At 33.8% G+C, this 25,990-nt stretch carries 17 protein-coding genes; 7 read left to right on the forward strand and 10 right to left on the reverse strand.

The annotated features are described in order from the left end of the window. Nucleotides 1–2: 2 nt before the first annotated feature. Nucleotides 3–434, reverse strand: coding sequence for a PaaI family thioesterase (locus DMB71_RS11420; RefSeq protein WP_012026684.1), 432 nt, complete (start codon nt 432–434; stop codon nt 3–5). A gap of 311 nt (nt 435–745) precedes the next feature. Between DMB71_RS11420 and DMB71_RS11425 the strand changes: the two genes are divergently transcribed. The 7 genes from DMB71_RS11425 to DMB71_RS11460 all read left to right on the forward strand — a co-directional run bounded on the left by DMB71_RS11425 (nt 746) and on the right by DMB71_RS11460 (nt 14,692). Then, a complete protein-coding gene (locus tag DMB71_RS11425; protein WP_111366196.1) occupies nt 746–2,257 on the forward strand; it encodes a hypothetical protein in 1,512 nt (503 codons plus the stop codon). A 277-nt stretch (nt 2,258–2,534) separates the two neighbouring features. After that, on the forward strand, nt 2,535–4,379 hold the full coding sequence (locus DMB71_RS11430; RefSeq protein WP_111366197.1) for an endonuclease: 1,845 nt from the start codon (nt 2,535–2,537) through the stop codon (nt 4,377–4,379). A gap of 386 nt (nt 4,380–4,765) precedes the next feature. After that, a complete protein-coding gene (gene purL, locus DMB71_RS11440) occupies nt 4,766–8,419 on the forward strand; it encodes a phosphoribosylformylglycinamidine synthase (protein ID WP_111366200.1) in 3,654 nt (1,217 codons plus the stop codon). A gap of 318 nt (nt 8,420–8,737) precedes the next feature. After that, entirely contained in the window at nt 8,738–11,101 is a 2,364-nt protein-coding gene (locus DMB71_RS11445; protein ID WP_239452958.1) for a TonB-dependent receptor domain-containing protein, read from the forward strand. A 144-nt stretch (nt 11,102–11,245) separates the two neighbouring features. Continuing rightward, nucleotides 11,246–11,680: a hypothetical protein gene (locus DMB71_RS11450; RefSeq protein ID WP_111366203.1), complete on the forward strand. Its 435-nt coding sequence runs from the start codon at nt 11,246–11,248 to the stop codon at nt 11,678–11,680. Nucleotides 11,681–11,859: 179 nt separating this feature from the next. Beyond that, nucleotides 11,860–13,638: an AMP-dependent synthetase/ligase gene (locus DMB71_RS11455; protein ID WP_111366205.1), complete on the forward strand. Its 1,779-nt coding sequence runs from the start codon at nt 11,860–11,862 to the stop codon at nt 13,636–13,638. Between the two features lie 139 nt (nt 13,639–13,777). Beyond that, nucleotides 13,778–14,692 carry a phytanoyl-CoA dioxygenase family protein gene (locus DMB71_RS11460; protein ID WP_111366206.1) on the forward strand — a complete coding sequence of 305 codons (915 nt, stop codon included), beginning with the start codon at nt 13,778–13,780 and terminating at the stop codon, nt 14,690–14,692. Between the two features lie 6 nt (nt 14,693–14,698). Here the strand turns inward: DMB71_RS11460 and DMB71_RS11465 are convergent, their stop codons facing one another. The 9 genes from DMB71_RS11465 to DMB71_RS11505 all read right to left on the reverse strand — a co-directional run bounded on the left by DMB71_RS11465 (nt 14,699) and on the right by DMB71_RS11505 (nt 25,505). Then, on the reverse strand, nt 14,699–15,244 hold the full coding sequence (locus DMB71_RS11465) for a 3'-5' exonuclease (protein WP_111366208.1): 546 nt from the start codon (nt 15,242–15,244) through the stop codon (nt 14,699–14,701). A gap of 39 nt (nt 15,245–15,283) precedes the next feature. After that, entirely contained in the window at nt 15,284–16,381 is a 1,098-nt protein-coding gene (locus tag DMB71_RS11470; protein ID WP_111366209.1) for a slipin family protein, read from the reverse strand. Nucleotides 16,382–17,211: 830 nt separating this feature from the next. Next, nucleotides 17,212–17,715 carry a hypothetical protein gene (locus DMB71_RS11475; RefSeq protein WP_111366211.1) on the reverse strand — a complete coding sequence of 168 codons (504 nt, stop codon included), beginning with the start codon at nt 17,713–17,715 and terminating at the stop codon, nt 17,212–17,214. A gap of 1,232 nt (nt 17,716–18,947) precedes the next feature. Continuing rightward, complete coding sequence (locus DMB71_RS11480; protein ID WP_111366212.1) at nt 18,948–19,229, reverse strand: hypothetical protein; 282 nt, start codon at nt 19,227–19,229, stop codon at nt 18,948–18,950. A 240-nt stretch (nt 19,230–19,469) separates the two neighbouring features. After that, nucleotides 19,470–21,443 (reverse strand): AAA family ATPase, encoded by a 1,974-nt coding sequence (locus DMB71_RS11485; protein WP_111366214.1) that lies wholly within the window; start codon nt 21,441–21,443, stop codon nt 19,470–19,472. A gap of 191 nt (nt 21,444–21,634) precedes the next feature. Then, nucleotides 21,635–22,357: a DUF434 domain-containing protein gene (locus DMB71_RS11490; protein ID WP_111366215.1), complete on the reverse strand. Its 723-nt coding sequence runs from the start codon at nt 22,355–22,357 to the stop codon at nt 21,635–21,637. 44 nt (nt 22,358–22,401) lie between these two features. Next, nucleotides 22,402–22,902, reverse strand: coding sequence for a hypothetical protein (locus tag DMB71_RS11495; RefSeq protein ID WP_111366217.1), 501 nt, complete (start codon nt 22,900–22,902; stop codon nt 22,402–22,404). A 39-nt stretch (nt 22,903–22,941) separates the two neighbouring features. Beyond that, nucleotides 22,942–23,739 (reverse strand): TatD family hydrolase, encoded by a 798-nt coding sequence (locus DMB71_RS11500; protein ID WP_111366218.1) that lies wholly within the window; start codon nt 23,737–23,739, stop codon nt 22,942–22,944. A gap of 344 nt (nt 23,740–24,083) precedes the next feature. Further along, entirely contained in the window at nt 24,084–25,505 is a 1,422-nt protein-coding gene (locus tag DMB71_RS11505; RefSeq protein WP_111366220.1) for an RtcB family protein, read from the reverse strand. Between the last annotated feature and the right edge of the window lie 485 nt (nt 25,506–25,990).

Raw genomic sequence — 25,990 nt, forward strand, 5'->3', positions numbered from 1 at the left:
ATTTATTCACTTTTCTTTCTATCCAAAACCATATTCGTCAATTTACAAAGCGAAACTAAGTTTCCTTCTTCATCGGTAATTTTAATTTCCCAAAGATGAAGACTTCTTCCTTTGTGAATAATTCTGGCTGTTCCGAAAACGTAACCTTCACGAATACTTTTTAGATGATTTGCCGAGATTTCAATTCCTCTTACCTCCTGCTCTTTCGGATTGATAAAGAAGAAAGAAGCTGCACTTCCTACGCTTTCTGCCAATGCTACAGAAGCTCCGCCGTGAAGCAATCCCATTGGTTGGTGAACACTTGGATTTACAGGCATTTTTGCAGTTAAAAAATCTTCTCCGGCGTCGATATATTCAATTTTCAGCGTTTCCATTAATGTGTTTTTAGAAAACTCATTACAGCGCGCTAAAATCTGTTCTTTTGTATAATTCATTAAAATAAACTTTAAAAACGTAAAATTAAAGAAAGATAAGACATAAATCTAAAATCAGATTCTAAAATTTAAATATCAACTTCAAACCTGTAGGTTTTTTGTTATTTTTACAAAAACAATCAAAATCAATCTTTGGCTGATTTTTCTGCCACTGATTACACAGATTAAAGGGATTTTAAAATACTTCGTGCTGAATTTTTCCGCCACGAATTCACGAATTTTTCTAATTTAAAAAATAAATAATTCGTGAATTCGTAGCAAAAAAAATCTTTTTAATCCTTTTAATCTGTGGCAAAAAAAGAAAAACAACAATGCGTCAATACTTTACAATCTTTGTTCTGGGTTTAATTCTAACATTCAGCTCTTGCCGAACTGATTTTGATACTGTTGCCAGTTCTGGAGATTTAAAGTTCTCAAAAGACACAGTTTATTTGGATACTGTTTTTAAAAATATTGGCTCAAGCACTTACCAATTAAAAGTATACAACCGAAGTAAAAATGATATTTCGATTCCAATTGTGCAATTTAAAAAAGGCTTGAATTCTAAATATAGAATGACTGTTGACGGAATGAGTGGCAACAACGGAAAGATTTTTAAAGATGTTACGCTTTTAGCCAAAGACAGTTTGTACATATTTATAGAAACTACAGCAGACATTACAGATGCCAATCCAACAGATTTTTTATATACCGATGAAATCCAATTTGACAGCGGAGCCAATCTGCAAGAAGTTGCCTTGGTTACTTTAATTCAAGATGCGGTTTTCTTATATCCCAACCAAAATCCTGATGGAACCAAAGAAAAAATTAAAATAGACGGCAAAGATGTTGATGGATTTTATTTAAGTGAAAATGATCCGACAAACGGAAATGAACTTCTTTTTACAAATAAAAAACCATACGTAATTTATGGCTACGCGGGAGTTCCTGAAAATAAAACCGTAACTTTTGAAGCTGGCGCAAGAGTCCATTTTCACGCCAATTCTGGATTATATGTTGGAAATAAGGCTTCTCTAGAAATTAACGGAACAAGTTCTACAACTGATAAACTTGAAAACGAAGTGATTTTTGAAGGCGATCGTTTGGAATCTCTTTATTCTGATATTCCAGGACAATGGAAATCGGTTATTTTTGAAAAAGGGAGCGCCAAACATGCTATCAATCATTTGACTTTAAAAAATGCTGTTATTGGTTTAGATTTTAGAAGTCCTTCAAATACAATTGAAATTAAAAATTCACAGATTTACAATTGTGCTGAGTATGGAATTTTAGCTCAAAACGCTCAAATTAATGGAGAAAATATTGTGATTAATTATGCTGGATTATCGAGTTTGTCTTGCGTTTATGGCGGAAACTATAAATTCACGCATTGCACTTTCAACAATAACTGGTCAACACCTTCTCAATTTGCTGTCAACTTAAGCAATTCATTGGCAGGGGCAACTCCAGAAACGAATCCGCTTATTCAGGCAACTTTTAATAATTGCATTATTTATGGTTCGGCTACAAACGAATTTAATTTAGATAAAAATACAAGCGCGCCATTTGTTTACCAATTAAACAATTGTCTACTAAAATTTAGCAGTTCAACTAAAGATTCTAATTATCAATTTAAAACTGATACAGAACATTATACGAATATTATTCTAAATGAAAATCCGAAATTTTATAATGTTTCTCAGAATAAATTTAATATCGATAAAACTTCTGCCGCTTTCGCGAAAGGAAATCAAGCGTATATCATTCCAATAGATATTTTAGGAATTACAAGAACTTCTCCGCCAGATGTGGGGGCTTATCAGAGTCAGGATTTTCCAAAGTAAGTATTTTTTTAAGCTCAAAATGATTTTTGCTCGCAAAGACTCAAAGTCGCCAAGTTTAATCTTTTAAGTAGAAAAACTTAGCGACTTTGCGTCCTTTGCGAGATTAAAAAACCTAATTATTTAGCTCGTAAGAAAATATATCCAAAATTAAACATCACTTAACGTATTGCTTTCATAAAAGTAGTAGATTTGTTACAATACATTTTTAACTTTCTAAAATTCAAACATTTAAAAAGTTTAAAATTCAATTCCAAACCAAATCTTAAAAACTTCACTTATGAAAAAAAACTACTTTTTATGGTTATTGATGTTTACTGCAATTGGTTTTGCTCAAATTCCTTCTGGATATTACAGCACTGCAACTGGAACGGGCTACACTTTAAAAACTCAATTGTACAACATTATTAAAGGACATACCGATAATGGTTACGCAGGTTTGTACACCACTTACCAAACTTCTGACGTTGATAATTTCTACGAAAATGATGGAACTGTTTTAGACATGTATTCTGAAAATCCTTCTGGAACAGACCCTTACAATTATAGTACAGGAAGCACACAACGCTGTGGAAATTATTCTGTTGAAGGCGATTGCTATAACAGAGAACACATTATTCCGCAATCTGTTTTTAATGAGCAGTCGCCAATGGTTGCCGATGCTCATTTTATTACTCCAACTGATGGTAAAGTAAACGGAATGCGTTCCAATTATCCGCACGGAAATGTAAGTTCTGCAACCTACACTTCTCAAAACGGGAGCAAATTAGGATCGAGCGCCGTTTCTGGATATTCAGGAACTGTTTTCGAACCGATAAATGATTTTAAAGGTGATATTGCTAGAATGTATTTCTACTTTGCGACAAGATACGAAAACACCGTTGCAGGTTATTCTTATGCCATGTTTAATGGCACAAGCAACCAAGTTTTTACAACAGCTTTCTTGAATATGCTTTTGGCTTGGCACGCGCAAGATCCTGTGAGTGCAAGAGAAATTGCTAGAAACAATGCCGTTTACGCACGCCAAAACAATAGAAATCCGTTTATTGATCATCCAGAATATGTAAATCAAATTTGGGGCGGAACATCTTCTGGAGATACTCAGGCACCTACTGCTCCTGCAAGTTTGGCTTCGACATCTACAACAGCAACTTCAATTGCGCTTTCATGGACAGCTTCTACCGATAATGTTGCTGTTACAGGTTATGATGTTTATGCAAATAGTGTTTTAAAAACAACTGTTTCCACTACAACTGCAACAATTACTGGTTTGACAGCTTCAACAGCTTATTCTATTTATGTAAAAGCAACAGATGCAGCTGGAAATGTTTCTGCATCAAGCAATACCATTTCAGTCACAACCAATAGTAGCGGAACAGGAACTGCAACCGATTTGCTTTTCTCTGAATATATTGAAGGTTCTGGAAACAACAAAGCTTTAGAAATTGCAAACAATACTGGAGCTTCTGTTAATTTGTCTGCCTATACAATCAAAAAACAAACAAATGGCGCAGGTTCTTGGAGCACAGGATTAGCTTTAAGCGGTACGTTAACAACTGGTAGCAAATTTGTAATTGTAAACAGCTCCATGTCATCAAGCTGCTTCTCTACAAGCGCGGCCAATATTTCAACAACAGCAACCGAACTTACTTTTAACGGAAATGATGCTGTAGGTTTATTTAAAAATGGCATTTTAATTGATATCATTGGAACTTTCAATGGCGGAACAGCCAATTTTGCCATAGATGTTACTTTAAGAAGAAAATCGACTGTAACTTCTCCAAGTACCACATTCAATTTAAGTGCGCAGTGGGATTCATATTCTCAAGATACTTGCAACAACTTAGCGAGTAAAATGGTTCAGACTCCTGAAATCGAAGAAGAAGTTATTGCTGACGAAATTGCAATTTACCCAAATCCGTCTAATGGAAATTTCAATATTCAGCCAGGTATTGTAAATAGTCCTTATTCTGTTGAAATTTTCTCATTCTCTGGACAGAAAGTTTTCGAAAAACAAAACACAATTTCTCCAGAAGTTTTGGTACATAATCTTCCAACAGGAATCTATATTATTAAAATTATAAAAGGAGAAAAAACAGCTTTTAAAAAGGTTATTATTAATTAAAAATTAGATTTTCAACAACTAAAAAAGCGGCAAATTGCCGCTTTTTTTATAAAGGCTGAAAGATTTTTCTTTAGAAACGTATTTTTTATCACTTTCTGCATTTCGTAAATTTTGCAAATCTGCTGAAGTGTAAGCATCGAAATTATGCCGTTTTATTTTTGATTTTTTCCTTTCTAAAAGTTTAATATTACAGAACATATCAAAAAAGAAATTTTACTAAAACATTAAATTTCGCGAAAGACCGAAACCTCTTGATATTGCGTCTTTTTGGTAGAAAAAATGCAAGAAAAAAGCAATTTCATTTTTTTTGAAAAGAGATGGTTTTCAAATTTGCGCTTACTATTTATTTACATTAAATTTGCAGCTCAATACAACAAACTACACAAATGATCCATTTCTTTGAAAACCAAAGCAAAACTGTTTTTGCCGTACAAACGCAAAACGAAATTTCAGCTCAAGACATTTCAAAATTAAACTGGCTTTTTGCCGACGCGAATAAGATCGAGAAATCTGCATTACCAGGTTTTTTTGTTGGACCACGCGCAACCATGATTACACCTTGGAGTACAAATGCTGTAGAAATTACTCAAAACATGGGAATTTCTGGCATTATCAGAATCGAGGAATTTCATCCTGCAACGGAAGATTTTACTGATTTTGACCCAATGCTTTCTCAAAAATTCAATGAATTAGATCAAGAAATCTTCACTATCAACATTCAGCCAGAACCAATTCTGGAAATTGATGATATTGCTGCTTACAACAAAGTGGAAGGTTTAGCTTTAAGCGAAGAAGAAGTTGATTACTTAAACAATCTTTCGACTAAACTAGGAAGAAAATTAACTGATTCTGAGATTTTCGCTTTCTCTCAAGCAAACTCAGAGCACTGCCGTCACAAAATCTTCAACGGAACATTTGTGATCGACGGAGAAGAAAAAGAAACGTCTCTTTTTAAATTAATCAAAAAAACATCTCAGGAAAATCCTAATGATATTGTGTCTGCTTACAAAGACAACGTTGCTTTTGTAAAAGGACCAAAAGTCCAGCAATTTGCACCAAAATCGGCTGACAAACCTGATTTTTACGAAATAAAAGAATTTGATTCTGTAATCTCATTAAAAGCAGAAACACACAATTTCCCAACTACAGTTGAGCCTTTCAACGGAGCTGCAACAGGTTCTGGAGGAGAAATTCGTGACCGTTTAGCTGGAGGTCAAGGATCGTTGCCATTAGCTGGAACTGCTGTTTACATGACTTCTTACTCTCGTTTGAAAGAAGACAGAAAATGGGAAAATGCTGTTGAAGAAAGAAAATGGTTGTACCAAACGCCAATGGATATTTTGATAAAAGCTTCAAACGGAGCTTCTGATTTCGGAAATAAATTTGGTCAGCCGCTTATTACAGGTTCTGTTTTAACTTTCGAGCACGAAGAAGAAAACAGAAAAATTGGTTATGATAAAGTAATCATGCAAGCAGGTGGAATTGGTTACGGAAAATTGGATCAATCTATCAAACACAAACCAAAAGAAGGCGATAAAATCGTAATTCTTGGAGGAGAAAATTATAGAATTGGAATGGGTGGTGCTGCGGTTTCGTCTGCAGATACAGGAGCTTTCGGTTCAGGAATTGAATTAAATGCCATTCAGCGTTCAAATCCTGAAATGCAAAAACGTGCTGCAAACGCGATTCGTGGTTTAGTAGAAAGCGACAATAATCCAATTGTTTCGATTCACGATCACGGAGCTGGAGGACACTTAAACTGTCTTTCTGAATTGGTTGAAGAAACTGGAGGTTTGATCGATTTAGATAAATTGCCAGTTGGAGACCCAACACTTTCTGCAAAAGAAATTATCGGTAACGAATCTCAAGAAAGAATGGGATTGGTTATTGGTCAAAAAGATATTGATACATTACAAAGAATTGCCGACAGAGAGCGTTCCCCAATGTATCAGGTTGGAGACGTTACGGGAGATCACCGTTTTACTTTCCAATCAAAAACTAACGGTTCAAAACCGATGGATTATGCTTTAGAAGATTTCTTCGGAAGTTCTCCAAAAACGGTTATGACTGACAATACTGTTGACAGAAAATATGCTAAAGTTGCTTACAACGCTGCAGATTTCGAAAGCTATTTAAAAGACGTTTTACGTTTAGAGGCTGTTGCTTCAAAAGACTGGTTAACAAACAAAGTTGACCGTTGTGTTGGAGGAAAAGTGGCGAAACAACAAAATGCTGGTCCGTTACAATTGCCATTGAATAATGTTGGAGTTATGGCTCTTGATTATTTAGGTAAAGAAGGAATTGCAACTTCTATTGGTCACGCTCCTATTGCTGCTTTGATCGATCCGGTTGCGGGATCTAGAAATGCGATTGCAGAATCGTTATCAAACATTATTTGGGCGCCAATTAAAGATCAGTTAAAAGGAATTTCATTATCTGCAAACTGGATGTGGGCTTGTAAAAACGAAGGTGAAGACGCTCGTTTATACGAAGCTGTACAAGGATGTTCAGATTTTGCAATTGAATTGGGAATCAACATTCCAACAGGAAAAGATTCACTTTCAATGAAGCAAAAATATCCAAACGACGAAGTAATCGCTCCTGGAACGGTTATTATTTCAGCGGCTGGAAACTGTACAGATATTAGAAAAGTAGTTGAACCTGTTTTGCAAAGAAACGGAGATTCAATCTATTATATCAATTTGTCACAAGACGATTTCAAATTAGGAGGTTCGTCTTTTGCACAAATCAGAAATACAATTGGGAACGAAACTTCTACAATTAAAGACGCTTCTTTCTTCAAAAACGCATTTAATACGATTCAGGAATTAATCGGTGAAAACCAAATCTTAGCGGGTCACGATATCGGAAGCGGTGGTTTAATCACAACTTTATTAGAATTGTGTTTTGCTGATGTGAATTTGGGAGCTAAAATTGATTTCAATGCTTTCGCAGAAAAAGACTTATTGAAAATCCTTTTCGCAGAAAACATCGGAATCGTATTCCAAGCTAAATCGGATGCAGCTGTTGAAGCTAAATTAAATGCCAAGAATATTGAATTCTTCAAATTAGGTACAGTTCAAAGCAAACCAAGTTTGGAATTTGGAATTTATAATTTGGATATTGCGGAGTACAGAGACGTTTGGTTTGAAACTTCTTATTTATTAGATCAAAAACAATCTAAAAACGGAAGAGCTCAAGCACGTTTTGAAAATTATAAAAATCAGGTTTTAAATTATACTTTCCCTGCGCATTTTACAGGAAAGAAACCAGAAATCGACAATTCTAAGCCAAGACCAAAAGCAGCTATTATCCGCGAAAAAGGAAGTAACTCTGAGCGTGAAATGGCAAATGCTATGTACTTAGCTGGTTTTGACGTAAAAGACGTTCACATGACGGATTTAATTTCTGGTCGTGAAACTCTTGAAGATATTCAGTTTATTGGAGCTGTTGGAGGATTTTCTAACTCTGACGTTTTAGGTTCTGCTAAAGGTTGGGCTGGAGCTTTCTTATACAACGAAAAAGCAAAAACTGCTTTGGATAATTTCTTCAAAAGAGAAGATACATTATCTGTTGGAATCTGTAACGGTTGCCAATTGTTTATGGAATTGGAAGTAATTAATCCAGAGCACGAAGTTCACGGAAAAATGCTTCATAACGAAAGTCAGAAACACGAAAGTATCTTTACTTCTGTAACTGTTCAAGAAAACAACTCTGTGATGTTATCTACTTTGGCTGGAAGCACTTTAGGAGTTTGGGTTTCTCACGGAGAAGGTAAATTCAAATTACCTTATGCAGAAGATCAATACAACATTGTTTCTAAATATGCTTACGAAGGTTATCCTGCAAACCCTAACGGCTCTGATTACAACACAGCGATGATGTGTGATAAAACAGGAAGACATTTGGTTATGATGCCTCACATTGAGCGTTCTACTTTCCAATGGAACTGGGCGCATTATCCAAAAGATAGAAATGACGAGGTTACGCCTTGGCACGAAGCTTTTGTGAATGCCAGAAAATGGATTGAGAAAAACTAAAAATATATTTTTACTAAAGCGCCCGAATTTATCGGGCGTTTTTTGTTTAAAACTCCTGCAAGGTTTTCAAAACCTTGTAGGTGTATAATTCAAATTCTTTATATAGAAGACCTACAAGGTTTTGAAAACCTTGCAGGAAAACTCAAAATCATTGAAAACTAATTTAATTGATAGCAAAAAAAAACTATTTAAAACTATTCTAAGATTAATTTAATGGTATCTTAAGACAGCTTAAGCAAGCACAAACATTCGGATAAATATCTTTGTCTCATGAAAAAAATGTTGCAAAAATTATCCGCCCTTATTCTCTTATTTTTAATGAGCCAATTTTCTTTTGGCCAAACAAACCCTTCGATAAAAGGAAATGTTTCTGATGGAAAACTGCCTGTTGAATTTGTTGATGTCGTTTTAAAAAGCGTCAACGATTCTACTAAAGTTGCCAATTATGCTGTAACAGATGTTTCTGGAAATTTCTCTTTAGAAAATATTGTTCCTGGAGATTATCAGCTTCAATTTAAATTAATAGGCTTTAAGACTATTTCCCAAAAAGTAAAAGTTTCTGAGAGTCCAATTTCTATTGGAACAATCAAACTACAAAACGACACTAATTTATTGAATGACGTTGTTGTAAAATCACAGAAAAAACAGATTCAAAAAACAAATGAAGGATTTGTTTTTAATGCTGTTTCGAATATTTCACAAACAGGCGGAACCGCTACAGATATGCTAAAAAGCATTCCCACTGTTGCCGTTGATGCCGAAGGCGGTATCACGTTAAGGGGAAAATCGCCACTGATTCTGATAAACGGAAAAAATTCTGCCATTACCAACATGGATCAGATTGCAGCGAGCAGTATCGAAAGCATTGAAATCATTACAAGTCCGACGGCAAAATACGATGCAAATGCAGAAAGCGGCATTATTAATATAAAGCTTAAAAAGAACAACCTCAGCGGTACAAATGGCGCTGTAGCTTTAGGTGCAGGTTTTGGAGCAAAAGGAAGAATTAATAGTTCTGTTCTTTTTAACCATAAAACAGAAAAATGGAATTTTGGTTTAGGATATGACAATCGTTTTGCCGGAAGAACAAAAAAAATAAATGCTGACCGAACCAATTATTTTATTAATGACGAGCACTATATTCATCAAAATAGAAATGATGAACGAACTGAGGGCCTTCAGAATTTGAAATTAAATATCGATTTTTCTCCAAATGAAAAAAACAGCTTTTCATTTGAAGCATTGGGAAATATTGAAACTCAAGACAATGATGAAACTTTATACACACAAGTAAATACAAGCACTAATGCATTTTTCTCTAGCAACAGAAGACATTCTTTAGAACTGGAACGTTCAAAAGTTGGTGAACTTGCTTTTACTTATGATCATAAATTCGATGATGACCGAAAAAGTTTAAATACCTCAATTACTTCTTCTTTCGGGAAACACAGAGAAAATACCGATATTGATACTTATAATTATGATGAGTATCAACAGCAAATTGGTGAAGCTAAATTACAACGAACGCACAATTACGAAAACCAAAATATTTCTAATGCAATTGTAAATTATACTTTTCCAATTTCTGAAAAATCAATTATAGAAACGGGTTACAAAGGAACTTTCAGGTTTTTTAATTCAGATTTTGAAAGCGCTGATATGATCAATGGCGAATATGTCGTAAATCCGTTAGCGAGTAATACTTTTAAATTTAACGAACAGATAAATGCCGTTTATGGTCTGATGAATTCTTATATTGGCGAAAGCGAAAATCCAAAATGGAAATATAATTTAGGTTTACGCGCAGAAAATGTTTCTAATACTGGAGCAACGCAAAATAATAGTGACCGATTCAGCAATAATTACCTGAAACTCTTTCCGTCGGCTTCCTTGCAATTAAATTTAAAACCTGATGAATTTATCAAATTAGGATATAGCAAACGAATTAATCGTCCTGATCTCGATGATTTAAATCCGTTTATTGATATTACAGATGCACTAAATCCGCATGGAGGAAATCCGTATTTAAAACCAGAAATCATTCATATTGCAGAAATGAGCTATAACAAAAACTGGAAAAATTATTCCTTTTCAACCAATGCCTTTTACAGAAATGCAACTGATGCAATTAGGCAATATGCACAGCTTTTAGATAATGGAGTGGTTTTACTTCAGCCACAAAACATTGGAAGTACTATCACGTATGGTTTAGAAACCATTTTTACCCTTAAACCAGTTGGCTTTTATGACGCTAATATTAGTTTGACAGCTTTTCAGCAAAACATCAATGCAGACAATTTACCACAAGCACAAGACATTGTAAACAGCGCTTTCAGCTGGTACGGAAAAGTGATCAATAACTTTGTTCCGTGGAAAGGCGGAAAACTTCAAATAATTGGAAATTATAATTCGGCTGTTGCAACTCCGCAAGGAAAAAGAATTCCGATTTATAATGTTGATATGGGATTTCAACAGAAATTAGGAAAAGGAAATGCTCGATTAGGTTTGGTTGTAACTGATATGTTTAATACTCTAGAAAGTGGTTATAAAAACAATACCCTTTTGTTTAGCAATCACCGAACCAACAAATCAGACACACGTGCATTGATGGTAACTTTTGCCTACACTTTCAGATCTGACTTTAAAGAAAAATTACTCGAAAATCAGTTTTCTACTGAGTAAAAACTTACCTAAAATAAATAAATCATAAAAATTTCATTCTTGTATTTTTAAGCTTCCATTCTATAAAAAAATTGGATTATATTCGCCCAGCAAAAAATCAGCCACTCGATTTTTTCGGCCCAAAAACACTTAAACCTACATAGAATGAAATTTTTAAAATTACTTTTTGTTTTCAGCTTATTCTTTGCTGTTACGCCATCACATTCGCAAGTTCACGTAGATCCGATTACCTACAATTCAAAACAACGTTATATTACCACAACAATCGGATATCCGGTTCCTGGAACTTATGCGCCTTTAAATCAAAAACAGCCTATTACGGTTTTAAATCCTGATGGAACAGGTTTTATTCAGGCTGAAGATTTGAGCAAACAAAAAATCAATTGGGGAATAGAATGCAATGAAGAAGGTGTTCCAGTATTCAAAGAAGGATTTAACAGCGCTTCTTACACTTTCTGGTACAGACCAAATGATAGCGAAGAATGGTATTATTCTCAATTTTCTATTCATTTTGCCAAGAAAAAAATGTTTTTAATGGGCGAAAGAGTGAAAGAATATGTAGATTACAACGTTCAGTAAAGTTCAGAAAACAGTCCTCTTATTAAATATTTATTCAATTTTACCCTCATTTTCTACCAAAAAGAAAACGTTTTCGTTGAATTTTAATGGTACCCGTAAATTTTCCGATTAAATTTTATAAATTTAAAAATCATACCTGATTTTTATTTAATTTGCAATAATAATTCAATATATTAAACATGGTTTCAATCACACGCCTTTTTGATTTTCCCTATTATCAACAAGAAACTTACAACCTTCCAGTTGCTCTCGCAACCAAAAAAAATGGAGTCTGGGAAAAAACATCTAGCGAGGAATATATTGCAAAAGCAAATGCTATTTCAAGAGCATTATTGCGCATGGGCGTTCAGAAAGATGATAAAATTGCTTTAATTAGCTCAAATAACCGCACTGAATGGAATATAATGGACATTGGTATTTTGCAGACTGCTGCGCAGAACGTTCCAATTTATCCAACTATTGCAGAAGAAGATTACGAATATATTTTAAACCACAGTGGCAGTATTTATTGCTTTGTTTCTGATGAAGAAGTTTTACAGAAAGTAAATGCAATTAAAGCCAACGTACCTTCTTTAAAAGAGGTTTATTCTTTTAATGAAATTGATGGCTGTAAACATTGGTCAGATTTATTGATTTTAGGTGAAGATGACAGTAATCAAAGCGAAGTTGAGGCTAGAAAAGACAGCATTCATACAGATGATTTAGCTACTATTATTTATACTTCTGGAACAACAGGAAGACCAAAAGGAGTTATGCTTTCGCACAAAAATATTGTGTCGAATGTTTTAGACAGTTCGCCAAGAATTCCGTTTGATCCAGGAAAAAGTACAGCATTAAGCTTCTTGCCTATCTGCCATATTTTTGAAAGAATGATTTTGTACATCTACCAATATTATGGTGTATCGGTTTATTTTGGAGAATCTATTGATAAAATCAGCGATAACTTAAAAGAAGTTCGTCCAACTGTAATTACGGCTGTGCCAAGACTTTTAGAAAAAGTTTACGATAAAATCTATGCAAAAGGAGCAGAATTGACAGGAATCAAGAAAAAACTATTTTTCTGGGCTATTGATTTAGGTTTAAGATACGAACCGTACGGAGCAAATGGTGCTTGGTATGAATTTCAATTAAAAATTGCCCGTAAATTGATTTTCAGCAAATGGAAAGAAGGTTTGGGCGGAAATTTAGATTTAATGGTTTCTGGAAGTGCCGCATTACAGCCACGTTTGACAAGAGTTTTTGCTGCTGCAGAAATTCCGGTTATGGAAGGTTACGGATTAACTGAAACTTCTCCAGTAATTGCTGTAAACGACCAAAGAAATAAAGGTTTCAAAATTGGAACTGTTGGAAAACCAATCCGTAATGTAGAAGTTAAAATTGCCGAAGACGGAGAAATTTTAATAAAAGGTCCTAATGTGATGTTAGGTTATTACAAAGATCCTGAAAAAACAGCAGAAGCTTTACAAGATGATTATTTCCATACCGGAGATATTGGAGAGATTGACAGCGAAGGTTTCTTAAAAATTACAGATCGTAAAAAAGAAATGTTCAAAACTTCTGGAGGTAAATATATTGCTCCGCAAATGATCGAAAATGCCATGAAACAATCTCGTTTTATTGAGCAGATTATGGTTATTGGTGAAGGCGAAAAAATGCCAGGAGCTTTTATTCAGCCAAACTTTGAATTTGTAAAAGAATGGGCAAAAATCCACAAAATTACTTTAGGAAGTTCTGATGCAGAAATCAGTGCAAATCCAGATGTAATTAAACGTATCGATGAAGAAGTGGAAAGCATCAACAAAAAATTTGGACACTGGGAACAAGTAAAACGTTTTGAGCTTACTCCAGATGTTTGGTCTATTGATGGCGGACAGCTTACTCCTACTTTAAAACTAAAACGTAAAATTATTAAAGAAATTTATAAAGATCTTTACGGAAAAATCTACGGAAACAATTAATAAATCAGAATAACATAAACCAAAAAGAAAAGCTGTCTTAGAAATTAAGACAGCTTTTTTAGTTTATAAAACAGGTATTTTTACTTTGAATACTAAACCATAAATCGTTTATTTTAGCTTTTCTCTAAAACTGAAAGCCATGCCTTGGAATGTACTAGAACAAATGTGGAAACGCACCGTAAAAAAGGAAAACTCCAATTCGAACAATACCAACTGGGATAACGAGATAAAAACCCTTTACCAATTGGGCATCGGCATGGAAGATACTTTGCAGTTCTTATATTTCGAAAAACCCGATTTTGAAACTTTTAAAATTTGGATTAATAACAGAAAACGAGATTCTGCTTCTGAAACCGAAGATTTAACTGAAAATGTCCTGTCTGAACACGATTTAGAATTCTGGAATCAAAACGGCTATATTGTAGTCAAAAATGCCATTTCTAAAGAAGATTGCGAAGACACTCAAAAAGCTATTTGGGAATATCTCAAAATGAATCCTGATGACAAAGAAAGCTGGTACAAAAGGCACGAAAATCAAAAAGGTCTTATGCTCAATTTTTCTGATCATGAAACTTTAAACCGTAACCGTTTTTCTCCAAGAGTAAAAAAAGCGTATGAACAGCTCTATAAAACCACTCAAATTTACAAAACGATTGATAAGGTAAGTTTTAATCCGCCTGAAACAGAAAATTTTAATTTTCTAGGAAGTCCGCTTCATTGGGATATGAGTCTGAAAAAGCCTCTGACTTTTGGCCTTCAAGGTTTACTGTATTTAACCGATTGCGGACCAAATGATGGTGCTTTTCATTGCGTTCCTGGGTTTCATAACCAAATCGATCAGTGGTTGGACGAAGTAGAACCTCATGAAGATCCGAGAGAAAAAGCGTTGCAGACACTCAAAGCAAAACCGATTGTAGGTGATGCGGGAGATTTTATTATTTGGCATCAGGCACTTCCGCATTGTGCGACACCAAATAAAGGTGAAAAACCGCGAATGGTTCAATATCTCACTTATCTTCCAGATGACTATAATGCAGCTGGAGAGTGGATTTAAACCATTCTAGTTTTTCAGACACCAATGCAAAATCTTAGCGATGTTTTTAGCATCGTCAATTCCGCGGTGATGTGTTCCTTCTAGCGGAATATTCAGCAATGCAAGCGCGCCGTTCATTCCGGTTGGTTTAACCAAGCCAAACTTTTCGGCAAAATGCTCTTTTACATTGATATGCTCCTCTCCCATCGGATATTGAATACCAAACGATTTACATTGTTTTTTCAGCATATTTAGATCGTACTGGCCGTAACTCGCCCAAGTGTACAAATCTGGATTGTATTCGTCAATTAACAAATCAACGGCTTCTTCAAAACTCACTCCGTTTTTATCCAGTAAATCCTGAGTAATAGTGGTCAGTTCAGTACAAAACGGACTGACGTTTGAACGCTGTGGTTTGACTAAAATTCCTTTGTTCTTTGAAATTTCTCCGGTTTCGGTATCTAAAACCGCCAATCCGATTTCAATAATTTCATTTTGCTGTCCGCTCGGGACTGCGCCTTGCCAACATGTGGCTTCTAAATCGATAATAATAATTTTATCTGTTGTTTTCATTTTTTTAATTTTTTAATAATTCTCTCATAGAGAGAGATTTTATTTCACGAAGATTTCTTTTAATTGACCAATTACGTTTCCGCCGCCAGAAATGGTTATTTCACCAATCTTATCTGCGATTTTCTCAACGTACTCCATCTCTTTCAATTTCCATAACATTTCGTTTTCTTCCATCAGCTTTGCTGTGTTAAGCAAACTTCTTGTTGCAGCAGTTTCTTCTCTTCTCATAATGCTGTTGGCTTGCGCTTTTTTCTCAGCAACCAAAACCTGATTCATAATCTCTTTCATATCTCCTGGAAGAATTACATCTCTAATTCCAGCATCTGAAATTTTCAACCCTAAATCTTCGATTTTAGTTTTTGCTTCTTCTAAAATAGCTTCGGCAATAGCATCTTTTTTAGTTAATAATTCATCTAGAGTCAAGCTTCCAACAAAAGCTCTTAAAGCCAATTGCATTGCTACATACAATTGTTTTTCAAAATCTTTATTTTCAGTCAAAGCTTTCATGATATCAACTACTTGGTATCTCACAAAAAAATTGATTCTTAATCCTGCTTTATCTTTAGTCAACAGTTCTTGACCAGAAATTTCTAATTGTTGTTGTCTTACATCAACAGTTTTCACTTCAATTGTAATGGCATTATTCCAGAAATAATGCGTCCCTGATTTCAATTCTTTCACGAAAGTGCCATTCACAAACAACAAAGCTTTATCGTTGCTTGCCACAATGAATTTTCTTGTAAAGTATCTCATCTTAGGATTTTCCAATAAGTTAACTTGAATATTTTCTGTGATTTCAATCTTAGACAAATCTGCTTTAATGAATTCATTTTTTACAACTCCTTTCCAAAAAGCATATTTCCCTGGTGTTAAAACTTCTTTGAAATTTCCTTTTACGAATTGTAATACAATTTCGTTATCGGCAACCTCAACAACTTCCAAAAGAGATGCTAATACTTCATTTTGCAATAAAATATCCAACTCAAAAGGAGCCTGAAAAGATCCGTTTAGATCGTAAATCATAATGTTTTTGTTTCCAAAAATCCAGTGCAATCCTTCTTTTAATACTTTTTCTAATTTTCTATTTTCAAACACCAAGCCTACTTGGTAAGTTTCGATTTTAATTCTTTTTATCATGGTTTATGTTTGGTTTTATTTGTTTAAAGTTTCATGTTCCAAATTCTAGTACCTATAAAACTTCTATTTCTTCTTTATTCTATTCTCTTTTAAATAAAAAAACTCTTTGCCTTTCTCCTCTAAGAAAAACGGACGAATAGTTTGTTACTTGTCTACCTGAATTGTTTCTGATTCTATTTTACTGAGAGAATCCCCAAATTCTCTTAACAATCAAATCAAAAAGAAAACAAACTTTTCAAAGTACGTTTCTATTCGCACTGGCTTTATCAGAGTGTGAAACATCAGATTCTAAAATCTTAGTTTCACTGACAAAGACAAATCAGTTTTTTCTAATGGTCATCTTTTTAAGAGTGATGGTCTCTACTGTTACAGGTTTTTGAGACCCGTTGACTTACCGGATTCGTCCAACCAAAACGCGTTCGGTGCAGGATTCGAACCTGCATAAACATTCTATTACTCTACCAACTGAGTTACCACATTACTGCGGATGGGAATCGAACCCATGACAAATAGATCGTGAGATAGTTTTTTGGAAAACCATCAAAACCTCCAAACCAAGCTGCATAGAAAAACATAATACGCTTTCGCGGAAAGTTCTCTACAATGGTGCTATACAGAAACACGCAACTGGGCTTGTTTGATATTTTTAGCCAAAGCCGAAACTTTGATATATTTCATTTTATAAAGAACTTGTTTTATTTCTTGAGCAAATATTCAAATTGAACTGCGCAATTATTCTGCGTAGAAAATAAAAAAATTAAACTCGGATAGATTTATATTACTCGGTGATAGACGCACTGCTGTGCGTCTCTACCGAATATCTTTTGTTTTTAGAAGAACATGCTTTTAAAATCTAGAAAGAAACTTCTTTTTTTAGACTTCTTTTCATGCTTTTCCTTTTTAGCAGATTTCTTTTTTTCAAAAACTGCTTTAGCTTTCTCAATCCGTTTAACTGGTTCTATTTTTTCAGTTTTAGACATTTCGTAAAACTTTTTAAAAGGACGTGGCTCAAAATCTACCAAAATAGCTGCCATGTTTATAGCATCAATGTTTGACGGATCTGTTTCTCCCTTGAAGAAAGTTTCGATAGGTCTGAACTTATCTTTTTTCTCTTTAAACTTATTCTTTTTACTATGATCGAAATCTAAGCCCAATAGGTTACTGAAAACGTTCAAGTCATCCTTTGTTGGGTTGTTTTCGAAAATTAGCCAGCACAAATCACGAAGTTTTCCACGAGAAGGCTTGTACAAATAATCAAAGTATTTGCCTTCTTTTTCTATTTCGTATTTTTTTCTAATTGCTTTTTTATATTGTTGTAATGTATTGTTTTGCATGGTATTTTGATTTTGTAATTCTTGGGAATCTCAGGAAATCGAAGGCTTTTCTAAGAAATCCAATATCACAAAAGTTCAAAAGCACCATTGCTTTACCAGAGAAAAATCTCTAAATGATATATATAATTTCCTTAAAACTCACCTTCTCTTTCCATAGGTTAATCAGTTCCAAATCTTTCTTTTTAATTGAGGCAAACGACAGTTCACCTGTTTCCAGTTTATCTGTTTGACCACTATGGTCCGACGCAAATCCTATTTCTTGATTCATCCTTAAATTTTTATTGTTAATTTTTTAGCTTCTAAGTCCCTAAGATGCTAAGAGACTAAGTTTTTTAAACCTTTGTTCCTTTGGACCTCTGTCCCTTTGCACCTTAAACAAAAAAAGCACCCAATTAAAGGTGCTTCTATAACAAATACGATATAACTATCCTATTGCCTATATTGATGCACCGACATGTAAAAGCATTCACGAAACGAAGTCGCGGCTACTAATCCTGGGTTATGTATGTATAATTTAAAACTCATTTTATTTATTTTTTTAATTGTTGTTGTATTGCTATTGTTGTTTTATTGTAATTGTTATTGCTATTGTTATTGCAATCTGTTTCAATTTTGTTCGGCAAAGATATGATGGAAAAATTCATATTTCCAAATATTTTTAAATAATAATTTTCTGATTACCAGTAAGTTAAACTCAAAATAAAGACAAAGAAATTCCTGTCCGCAAACTGGTGCAGATCTCACTTTTGTATCAAATGACTGTTACTCATCAGATTACTTTCCAAGACTATATCTCTCTATTTTTATTAATCATTAAACATTTTGGTTAAATATTTTTTTAGTTTTTTTAGTTCTGGTTTGTTTTCTTTATCATTTTCTTGTTCACTTTTGTCACACTGAGCGAAGTCGAAGTGCTTTTTAAGCGAAATCGAAAGGCTTTAAAACAAAAAAGCGTCCTAAAATAAGGACGCTTTTCTATTCTATGATGAGTTTGACTCTAAATTCTAGATCATAATTTCATAAAAATACATACGCATCCTGAGCAATTAGCTGGAAAATTTCCCGCTAAAGGTTCAAAAAATTGGCTTGATGAATATTTCATATGTATTTTTTTCTATTATTAATTACAGATACAAATGTAGTATATTTTAGATTAATTTAACAAAACATACTGAAAATATATTTTTTATAACAAAAATCCCGACAAATAGACATTGTCGGGATTTGAGTTTTTATTGAGATAATTTACGATTGCTACTACAAGCCTTATAAATCTGTTTCTCTGAAAATGGCGATAAGGTTTCTGCCAGATTTCGGCTGGTTCTTAAACAGCTCAGTATTTTTTGCCTTAAATTGATATCGTCGCCAAACTCTGTATGCATTAATAGCTCGAAGATTTCCTGCAAATACAGGGGCTGTTCTTTGTAATCTCCCTCAAACAATTCGTCTGTAAGGAAATTAATTACGGATGGCACTACATCACGATGTGTTGGTTTTTGATTTTCTTTTGACATTTTCGAAAATATTTAAACGCACGAAGCCCTCATCTTCGGTTGTGTCAAAACACTACAAGGAGTGGAATTAGGGCTATCACTAGCTCCAGCAACGTGAATGAGGGCTCGTTATGTTAACTTATTTACTAAGTTTCGGATTTCTCCTTGTATTGTATTTTGACATTACAAAGATATATTTTTATTTTAAAAAGAAAGAAATAACTCACTTTTTAACGTTTTTTGTTTGTAACGATTTGCATCTTATTTTTGAGTTATAAACTCATAAATTTCAATAGTTAATTTTTCAATCTCTTTGTTTTTAGATAAAGTTTCCCATGAAAAATTAGCATTAAAAACTAGTTCGCTTAATTCTCTTTTATTAATTATCGTACCAAATGATCCATCTAATTTTACCTCATAAGCAGATTGATTTAGAATAAAAGTAGAAGAAATTCTCCCCATTTTATTTCTTATCTTTTCAAGAAATTCTCCAACATATTTTTTTTCATAATCCGAATATTTAACCTCTGACAACGCTTCATCAATTTTTAATAAAATCTCAGTTTTATTTGATTTAACCAATGTTTTATTGCAAAGCTCAATTAGAATTTCCTTCCACATTTCGTTTGTCAAAAGATTCTCAACCTCTCTAATATTCCAAACAACTTTAGGAACAAAGTTATCTGTTTTTGCTTCTTCTAACTCTTTTAATCTAATTCCTTTTTTACTGCTTTGTTTAGATGCATCAGAATCCGCTAAAAGAAATATTCTATTACTAATTGCTAAAGCTCTTATATCTTCCAAAACAATATCTGCATCTTCTTTTTCAACCTTATTATCAAAAATATAATGGTCAATATTTGAGCCTGCATATTCAAAAAACGCAAAATCTATATCTTCCTTTGGATAAGATTTTTTTTTATAATTACAATATGATTTTAAAAATGCTTTTATATAATTACGGTCTGATATTCCCTCTAACCAAATACTACAATTTGCCATAAAGACTGAAGAGTTATTTACTCCTAACTCTTTTAGCAAACAGTTATTACCTCTGTTCACATTTTTAATTACAAATTGTGTTTCCCCAACATCTGATTTTTTTTGAGCAAATGAATAAATAGACACATTTTCCTTTTCAATTGTCAAATCCAAAAAATGATTAGAATGAGTTGTTATAACATAAGTTAAATTTTTCTTTTTTAGATCCTTATTATTTGTAATTTGCTCTAAAAATAATCTTTGCATTCCTGGATGAAGATTTAATTCTGGTTCATCAATAAAAATGAATGAATTATCCTCTACCATAAAAATCTTATACATTAAAATTATTAATGCCTGAATTCCATCTCCCAAATCACAGAGATCTCTCGATTCTATTTCACCTTCAATATCAACGCTTATTATTTCATTATCGTTTTTTCCATCAAGATTATATTCCTTCTTAAATTCCGCTACAATATCTATTTTTTTTCCATCAAAAAAATTCTCACCGACAAAATCTTGAAATTTTTCAAATTTATTTCTAGTTTCTCTTTTTGAATTTCTTGCGTTTAAAATTTCTCTATATAAATGTAAGCCAGTAAATATTTCAACACTATTACTTATTTTATAATTCTTTAAATAAGTATGTAAATAGGCGTCATCTTCAATCTTAGAATATTTTTTTAAATCTGAGTCAAAATTAAATAAGGAATGTGCTGTTCTTAAAGTTGGAATATAATATTTTTTAGGATTAAATTCTGTCCTAAATGTTCCCTCGATTTTAGAATAATTTTTCAAAAACTCATCTTGTAAATTGGGATAACCTTCCATTTCATTAAGTCTCTTTTTATTTCCATTTATTACAGAAATAACATTCTTTAATTCCCCCTCTTCCAACTTAACAAGTCTATTATTTTGAATTTTAACAGCTCTCTGCTCCACTATATTTGTCCCTGACATCCTTCGAGTATACTTATCTACGAAAGTTTGTATTTTGTCTCTATTAAAAATTTCAACAGATAAATTATACTCTTGAATCAGTTGCCTTGTTAACAATATATCATTAATTCCATTATATGAATTTAGCGACATCAATTGTCTCATAAATCTACTTTTGCCGCAATTATTAGCTCCAACAATTATATTTATTGAATTAAATTTTGGAAAATAATTTATCGAATGATCTTCATCATTTAAAAAATAATCTTTAAATAATTCTGAGTCTAATATTAAATCGCAAATTTTTTCCATAATAACTATTTTATTTTATTAACACGAAACTAAATCCTGTATATCAATTTTCTTGAATTGCATTTTTTTCTAATTGAAAATTACTAATCAAAAATGCAGAAAATTTTGCAATGTATTTTACGGCTTTCCATAATCAATAATGAATTGTAATCATCTAAAAATAAAAGACCTTCCAAACGCAAATAAGTTTTTTACTCACAACAAATTAAATTTTCATTCACATTCGTTTTCAATAGTATATATTTAATCAGATTAAAATTAGCTGATGCATTATCTAAAATCCAAGCATCAGAAGTCACAGCAATCCAATTACTTTCTGCAATGACGTTATCTGGATTATAAACCAATTCTATTTTCCAATCGTATTGATTTTCTAAAGCTATTTCTTCAATCATCTTTTTCAATCTTCCACTATTTGAAACAGGTTTATCAAAAAACCAATAGATTGTTTTAATCTTTTCTTTTTTATAGAAATCAGCAATCATTTCTATTGCCTGTGACGTTTGTTTTACTCTCTTATAAGTTCCGTGAACGCTAGACAAATCGCGAATAAAACCATCTTGTCCTTTAAAAACATAAGCGTTTGACAAAATACTTTCTAATAAAATCAAAGCGTTAAAACCATCTATAGCAATTTCTTTTCCTTCTAAATCGGAGCTTTGAATTTCTTTAGATTGTCGGTCTTCAATCTGACTTTGAGAAGCGCTCATTCCCCGAACTGCCTGTTGCTGGCGGGAGTTTAAACGATATCGGTTTCCAACTAAAGCTAATGTTGCTTTTTCGCCATAACCTCTGCTCAGAAAATAAGACAAATCTGTCACAGCTTCTTTTAGTTTTACCTGTATTTTCTCCGTTCCGAATAAGTCATCGTCACTTGCTTCTTTTCCTCTATTTTTAAGATTTGTTATTGATATTTTTTTTCTCTACTCGTCTAAGGTTTTGGAAATTCTAAATATTTTTAATTTAAAGGATTCATTTCTAACCACAATTTAGCTTTCTCAATAACTATTTGCTCACTATTATTTATCTTCATTGCATTATAGCAAGAATCTACATTATATTTCATATCAAGCCACATTTCATCAAGAAAATTAAGATTCTGTTCGGCTTGCATACCATTGCCAATGTAGAATTTTTCAGCATATATAAAATGTCTCCTAATGTCTTCTTTTTTTGCGATTTTAGAAAGATGATAACGGATATAACATACTTTAGTTTCTTCTTGATCTTTTTCTTTTAAATTCAGCTCTAAAAAAGTACGTTTTAAATAAGGCATAATTTCTTTAGAATTAATGGGTTTATAAAAGGTCGCTAATGTATAAAGAGCTTCACTTTCGTATCCTAAATTAATAAATTCTATTGCCCAATCTTCAATTAAATCAAAATCAAAATCATCCCATAGATTCATTGACAATATATAATCTGTAAGTATCTTGAAATCTATATTTTCTTGGCTCATAGTTGATTTTTATTATAAATTTATAAACTTTTTAAAATTCTAAATCCCAAAAAAACTTTTAGAATTTCGAGTCGTTTCTTCCGCCACTTTATCCAAAGTAATTCCTTTAAACTGTGCAATTGTTCCGGCCACATACGGCAGAAAAGCAGGTTCGCAACGGCGTTCGTGGTATTTCTTCAAGAGGCTGTTCGGGACATTTTTAGGAAGCATAAACGGCGCATCGGTTTCAATCATCATTCGGTCGAGCGGTACGTACTGAATGACTTCTTTTAAATGGCTGAAACGTTTGGCATCTGAAATCGCTCCCGTAAAACCCAGATAAAATCCGTTATCGAGATAGGTTTTCGCTTCTTGCAGAGTTCCCGTAAAACAATGCACAAGGGCTTTTGGCAGTTTCGGCAGATAGTCTTTTGTGATATTCATAAACGAACTAAAAGCACTTCTTTCGTGCAAAAACAAAGGTTTCTGTACTTCAATCGCCAATTCGAGTTGGGCTTTATAACAGTCTTCCTGTTTGTTTCGGGGCGAAAAGTCACGATCAAAATCGAGTCCGCATTCCCCAACCGAAACTACGTGTTTCAGTTCTAATAATTTCTTGAGTTTCGAAATACTCTGCGCATCAAAACTCTTCGCATCATGCGGATGTATTCCCGCCGTAGCGTACAACACACCCGTATACTGTCTCGCAATCTTTGCAGATTCTTCGCTATTTCGTACGCTGGTGCCTGTGAGTATCATTTGCGATACATCGGCGTCAAGTGCGTCTTGTACGACATCGTCTATGTCGTTTTGGAATTGTTTGTTGGTTAGGTTAATTCCGATATCTATATAATTCATATTTTTTTAAAGTTACAAAGGCTCAAAGGGACAGAGGGACAAAGGTTTCTTCTCTTTGAGTCTTTTTGGTTATTGTTTTTAAGTTGCAAAGGTTCAAAGGGACAGAGGGACAGAGGGACAAAGTTTTTTAAAACATAATATTTGTCATTTCGACGAAGGAGAAATCTTCGCGAGAAACTCTACAAAGATTGGACTCACGTTGCGGAGCTGCTTGTGGAGATTTGCTTCGCCAGTTCGCTATCACTCGAGTCTCCTTCGTCGAAATGACATAAAATGAGGATATTCAATGTGATGAGAAACCTTTGCTCCTTTGTTACTCTGTCCCTTTGAACCTAAAAGAAGAACTAATCTTCCTTACTCCCATCATCTGCCATTCTCACTAATTTCGGTGTAAACTTCGCTACAACATCTACCAAATCTTTCTGCGCTTCCATCACCTGATTGATATCTTTATACGCCATTGGGGCTTCGTCAAGACCTGCTCCGATAAGCGTAACGCCATGATCTCTCAAGATCGATTTCATTTCGGTTTGGGTGATATTTTTTATGGCTTGGGTTCTGCTCATTTGTCTTCCTGCTCCATGCGAAGCGGAGTTTATTGCATTTTCTTGGCCTTTTCCTCTCACCAAAAATCCCGGTGCGGTCATACTTCCCGGAATGATTCCCATAACGCCTTTTCCGGCTGGAGTTGCTCCTTTTCTATGCACGATCACTTCTTCGCCGTTCCACGTTTCTTTCCAAGCGAAATTATGGTGGTTTTCGACTTTGGCTAAAATCGTCGCACCCAAAGCGCGTTCCATTTTGTTATGGATAATCTCATGACAAGCCGAAGCATAATCTCCCGCCAAATTCATCGCCATCCAATATTCCTGACCCAATTGTGAGTTCATATCTAAATACGCTAAATTTTTGGCTACTTCTGGAAGTTTACATTCGTCTTTGGCAATTTTAGTATAATGTCCGGCAATTGTTGCTCCCATTCCGCGTGAACCTGAATGCGTTAACAAAGAGACATATTTTCCTTTTGGGATGTTTAAAACTGTATCGTCTTGAGCAAATTCCATGATTCCGAATTCCACAAAGTGATTTCCACCACCCGAAGATCCTAATTGCGACCAGGCTTTATCTTTCAGATTTTTCACAAACGGATTCATATTGAATGTTTCGTTTTCCAAAACCGCATGATCTGATTTGTACTGACCGTGAAATCCGTGACCCGCTCCAAAAATAGAATTCGCGATTAATTCTTTTTTGAATTTGGCTTCGTTTTCAAAGTAAAAATCTTCTGGAATATCGTAAACCGATAACGCCATTCTACACCCAATATCAACTCCAACACCATACGGAATAATGGCATTTTTTGTGGCTAAGACTCCGCCAATCGGTAATCCGTAACCTTGGTGCGCATCTGGCATTAAAGCTCCGGCAACCGTCACAGGCAGTTTCATGGCGACTTCCATTTGTTTTCTCGCTCCGTCTTCGATATGATCCAATCCGTAAACCGAATACGCATTCGGATTCTGATTTAAAGCAATGAAATCTTCTGGTTTTTCATTCGATTTTTCGATTAAAGCCACAGCCAGTTTGCTGAAGATTTTATCGTCTATATAATTCTCCGGAGTTTCTAAGACGTTTTTGAAATTTGTGATCATTTCGTCTCTTGTGAATCCGTTTCTTTTGCTGTTTATTTTTAAGGCAATTCCAATTATTTTTCCTTCTGGAAATCCTAATTCTAATATATCTGTACCGTTTATTTGTGTTTTCATTTGTTTGTTTTATTTTGATAGTACAAAGGTTGTTCCGTACTGCGCAGTTATTTTGCGTAGGCTTTTTATTTCTAAGTTTTTTTGCTCAGCGAAAGAGATGGTTCTCGCAATCCCGATAGCTATCGGGAGCAGAGTCGCTAAGGTTTTTCTTTTTTAAGCCACAGATTATGAGGATTAAAAGGGATTTTTTTTCATTTCGATGTAAGGAGAAATATTCGCGAGAAGCTCTACAAAGATTGGCTTCTCTTTGCGGAGTTACTTGTGGAGATTTCTCCTTACGTCGAAATGACAAACTTTGTGGTTACTACATTTCAAGATCATTTTCCCGCAGATTCCGCAGATTTAAAATAATCTTTTTAATCCTCATAATCTGTGGCAAAAAACTTTAAGCCCTTTGCGAGATATAAATTTACCAATCTTTGAGGAGACGCACAGCAGTGCGCCTCTACAAAACCTTTGAACCTTTGCCTCTCTGAACCTTTGTA

The sequence above is a fragment of the Flavobacterium tistrianum genome, assembly GCF_003254545.1.
Lineage (GTDB): Bacteria > Bacteroidota > Bacteroidia > Flavobacteriales > Flavobacteriaceae > Flavobacterium > Flavobacterium tistrianum.

What these genes read in the sequence shown, in the direction of transcription:
- DMB71_RS11420 (WP_012026684.1), bottom strand. Translation starts at nt 434, where the DNA reads ATGAATTATACAAAAGAACAGATTTTAGCGCGCTGTAATGAGTTTTCT.
- DMB71_RS11425 (WP_111366196.1), top strand. Translation starts at nt 746, where the DNA reads ATGCGTCAATACTTTACAATCTTTGTTCTGGGTTTAATTCTAACATTC.
- DMB71_RS11430 (WP_111366197.1), top strand. Translation starts at nt 2,535, where the DNA reads ATGAAAAAAAACTACTTTTTATGGTTATTGATGTTTACTGCAATTGGT.
- purL (WP_111366200.1), top strand. Translation starts at nt 4,766, where the DNA reads ATGATCCATTTCTTTGAAAACCAAAGCAAAACTGTTTTTGCCGTACAA.
- DMB71_RS11445 (WP_239452958.1), top strand. Translation starts at nt 8,738, where the DNA reads ATGAGCCAATTTTCTTTTGGCCAAACAAACCCTTCGATAAAAGGAAAT.
- DMB71_RS11450 (WP_111366203.1), top strand. Translation starts at nt 11,246, where the DNA reads ATGAAATTTTTAAAATTACTTTTTGTTTTCAGCTTATTCTTTGCTGTT.
- DMB71_RS11455 (WP_111366205.1), top strand. Translation starts at nt 11,860, where the DNA reads ATGGTTTCAATCACACGCCTTTTTGATTTTCCCTATTATCAACAAGAA.
- DMB71_RS11460 (WP_111366206.1), top strand. Translation starts at nt 13,778, where the DNA reads ATGCCTTGGAATGTACTAGAACAAATGTGGAAACGCACCGTAAAAAAG.
- DMB71_RS11465 (WP_111366208.1), bottom strand. Translation starts at nt 15,244, where the DNA reads ATGAAAACAACAGATAAAATTATTATTATCGATTTAGAAGCCACATGT.
- DMB71_RS11470 (WP_111366209.1), bottom strand. Translation starts at nt 16,381, where the DNA reads ATGATAAAAAGAATTAAAATCGAAACTTACCAAGTAGGCTTGGTGTTT.
- DMB71_RS11475 (WP_111366211.1), bottom strand. Translation starts at nt 17,715, where the DNA reads ATGCAAAACAATACATTACAACAATATAAAAAAGCAATTAGAAAAAAA.
- DMB71_RS11480 (WP_111366212.1), bottom strand. Translation starts at nt 19,229, where the DNA reads ATGTCAAAAGAAAATCAAAAACCAACACATCGTGATGTAGTGCCATCC.
- DMB71_RS11485 (WP_111366214.1), bottom strand. Translation starts at nt 21,443, where the DNA reads ATGGAAAAAATTTGCGATTTAATATTAGACTCAGAATTATTTAAAGAT.
- DMB71_RS11495 (WP_111366217.1), bottom strand. Translation starts at nt 22,902, where the DNA reads ATGAGCCAAGAAAATATAGATTTCAAGATACTTACAGATTATATATTG.
- DMB71_RS11500 (WP_111366218.1), bottom strand. Translation starts at nt 23,739, where the DNA reads ATGAATTATATAGATATCGGAATTAACCTAACCAACAAACAATTCCAA.
- DMB71_RS11505 (WP_111366220.1), bottom strand. Translation starts at nt 25,505, where the DNA reads ATGAAAACACAAATAAACGGTACAGATATATTAGAATTAGGATTTCCA.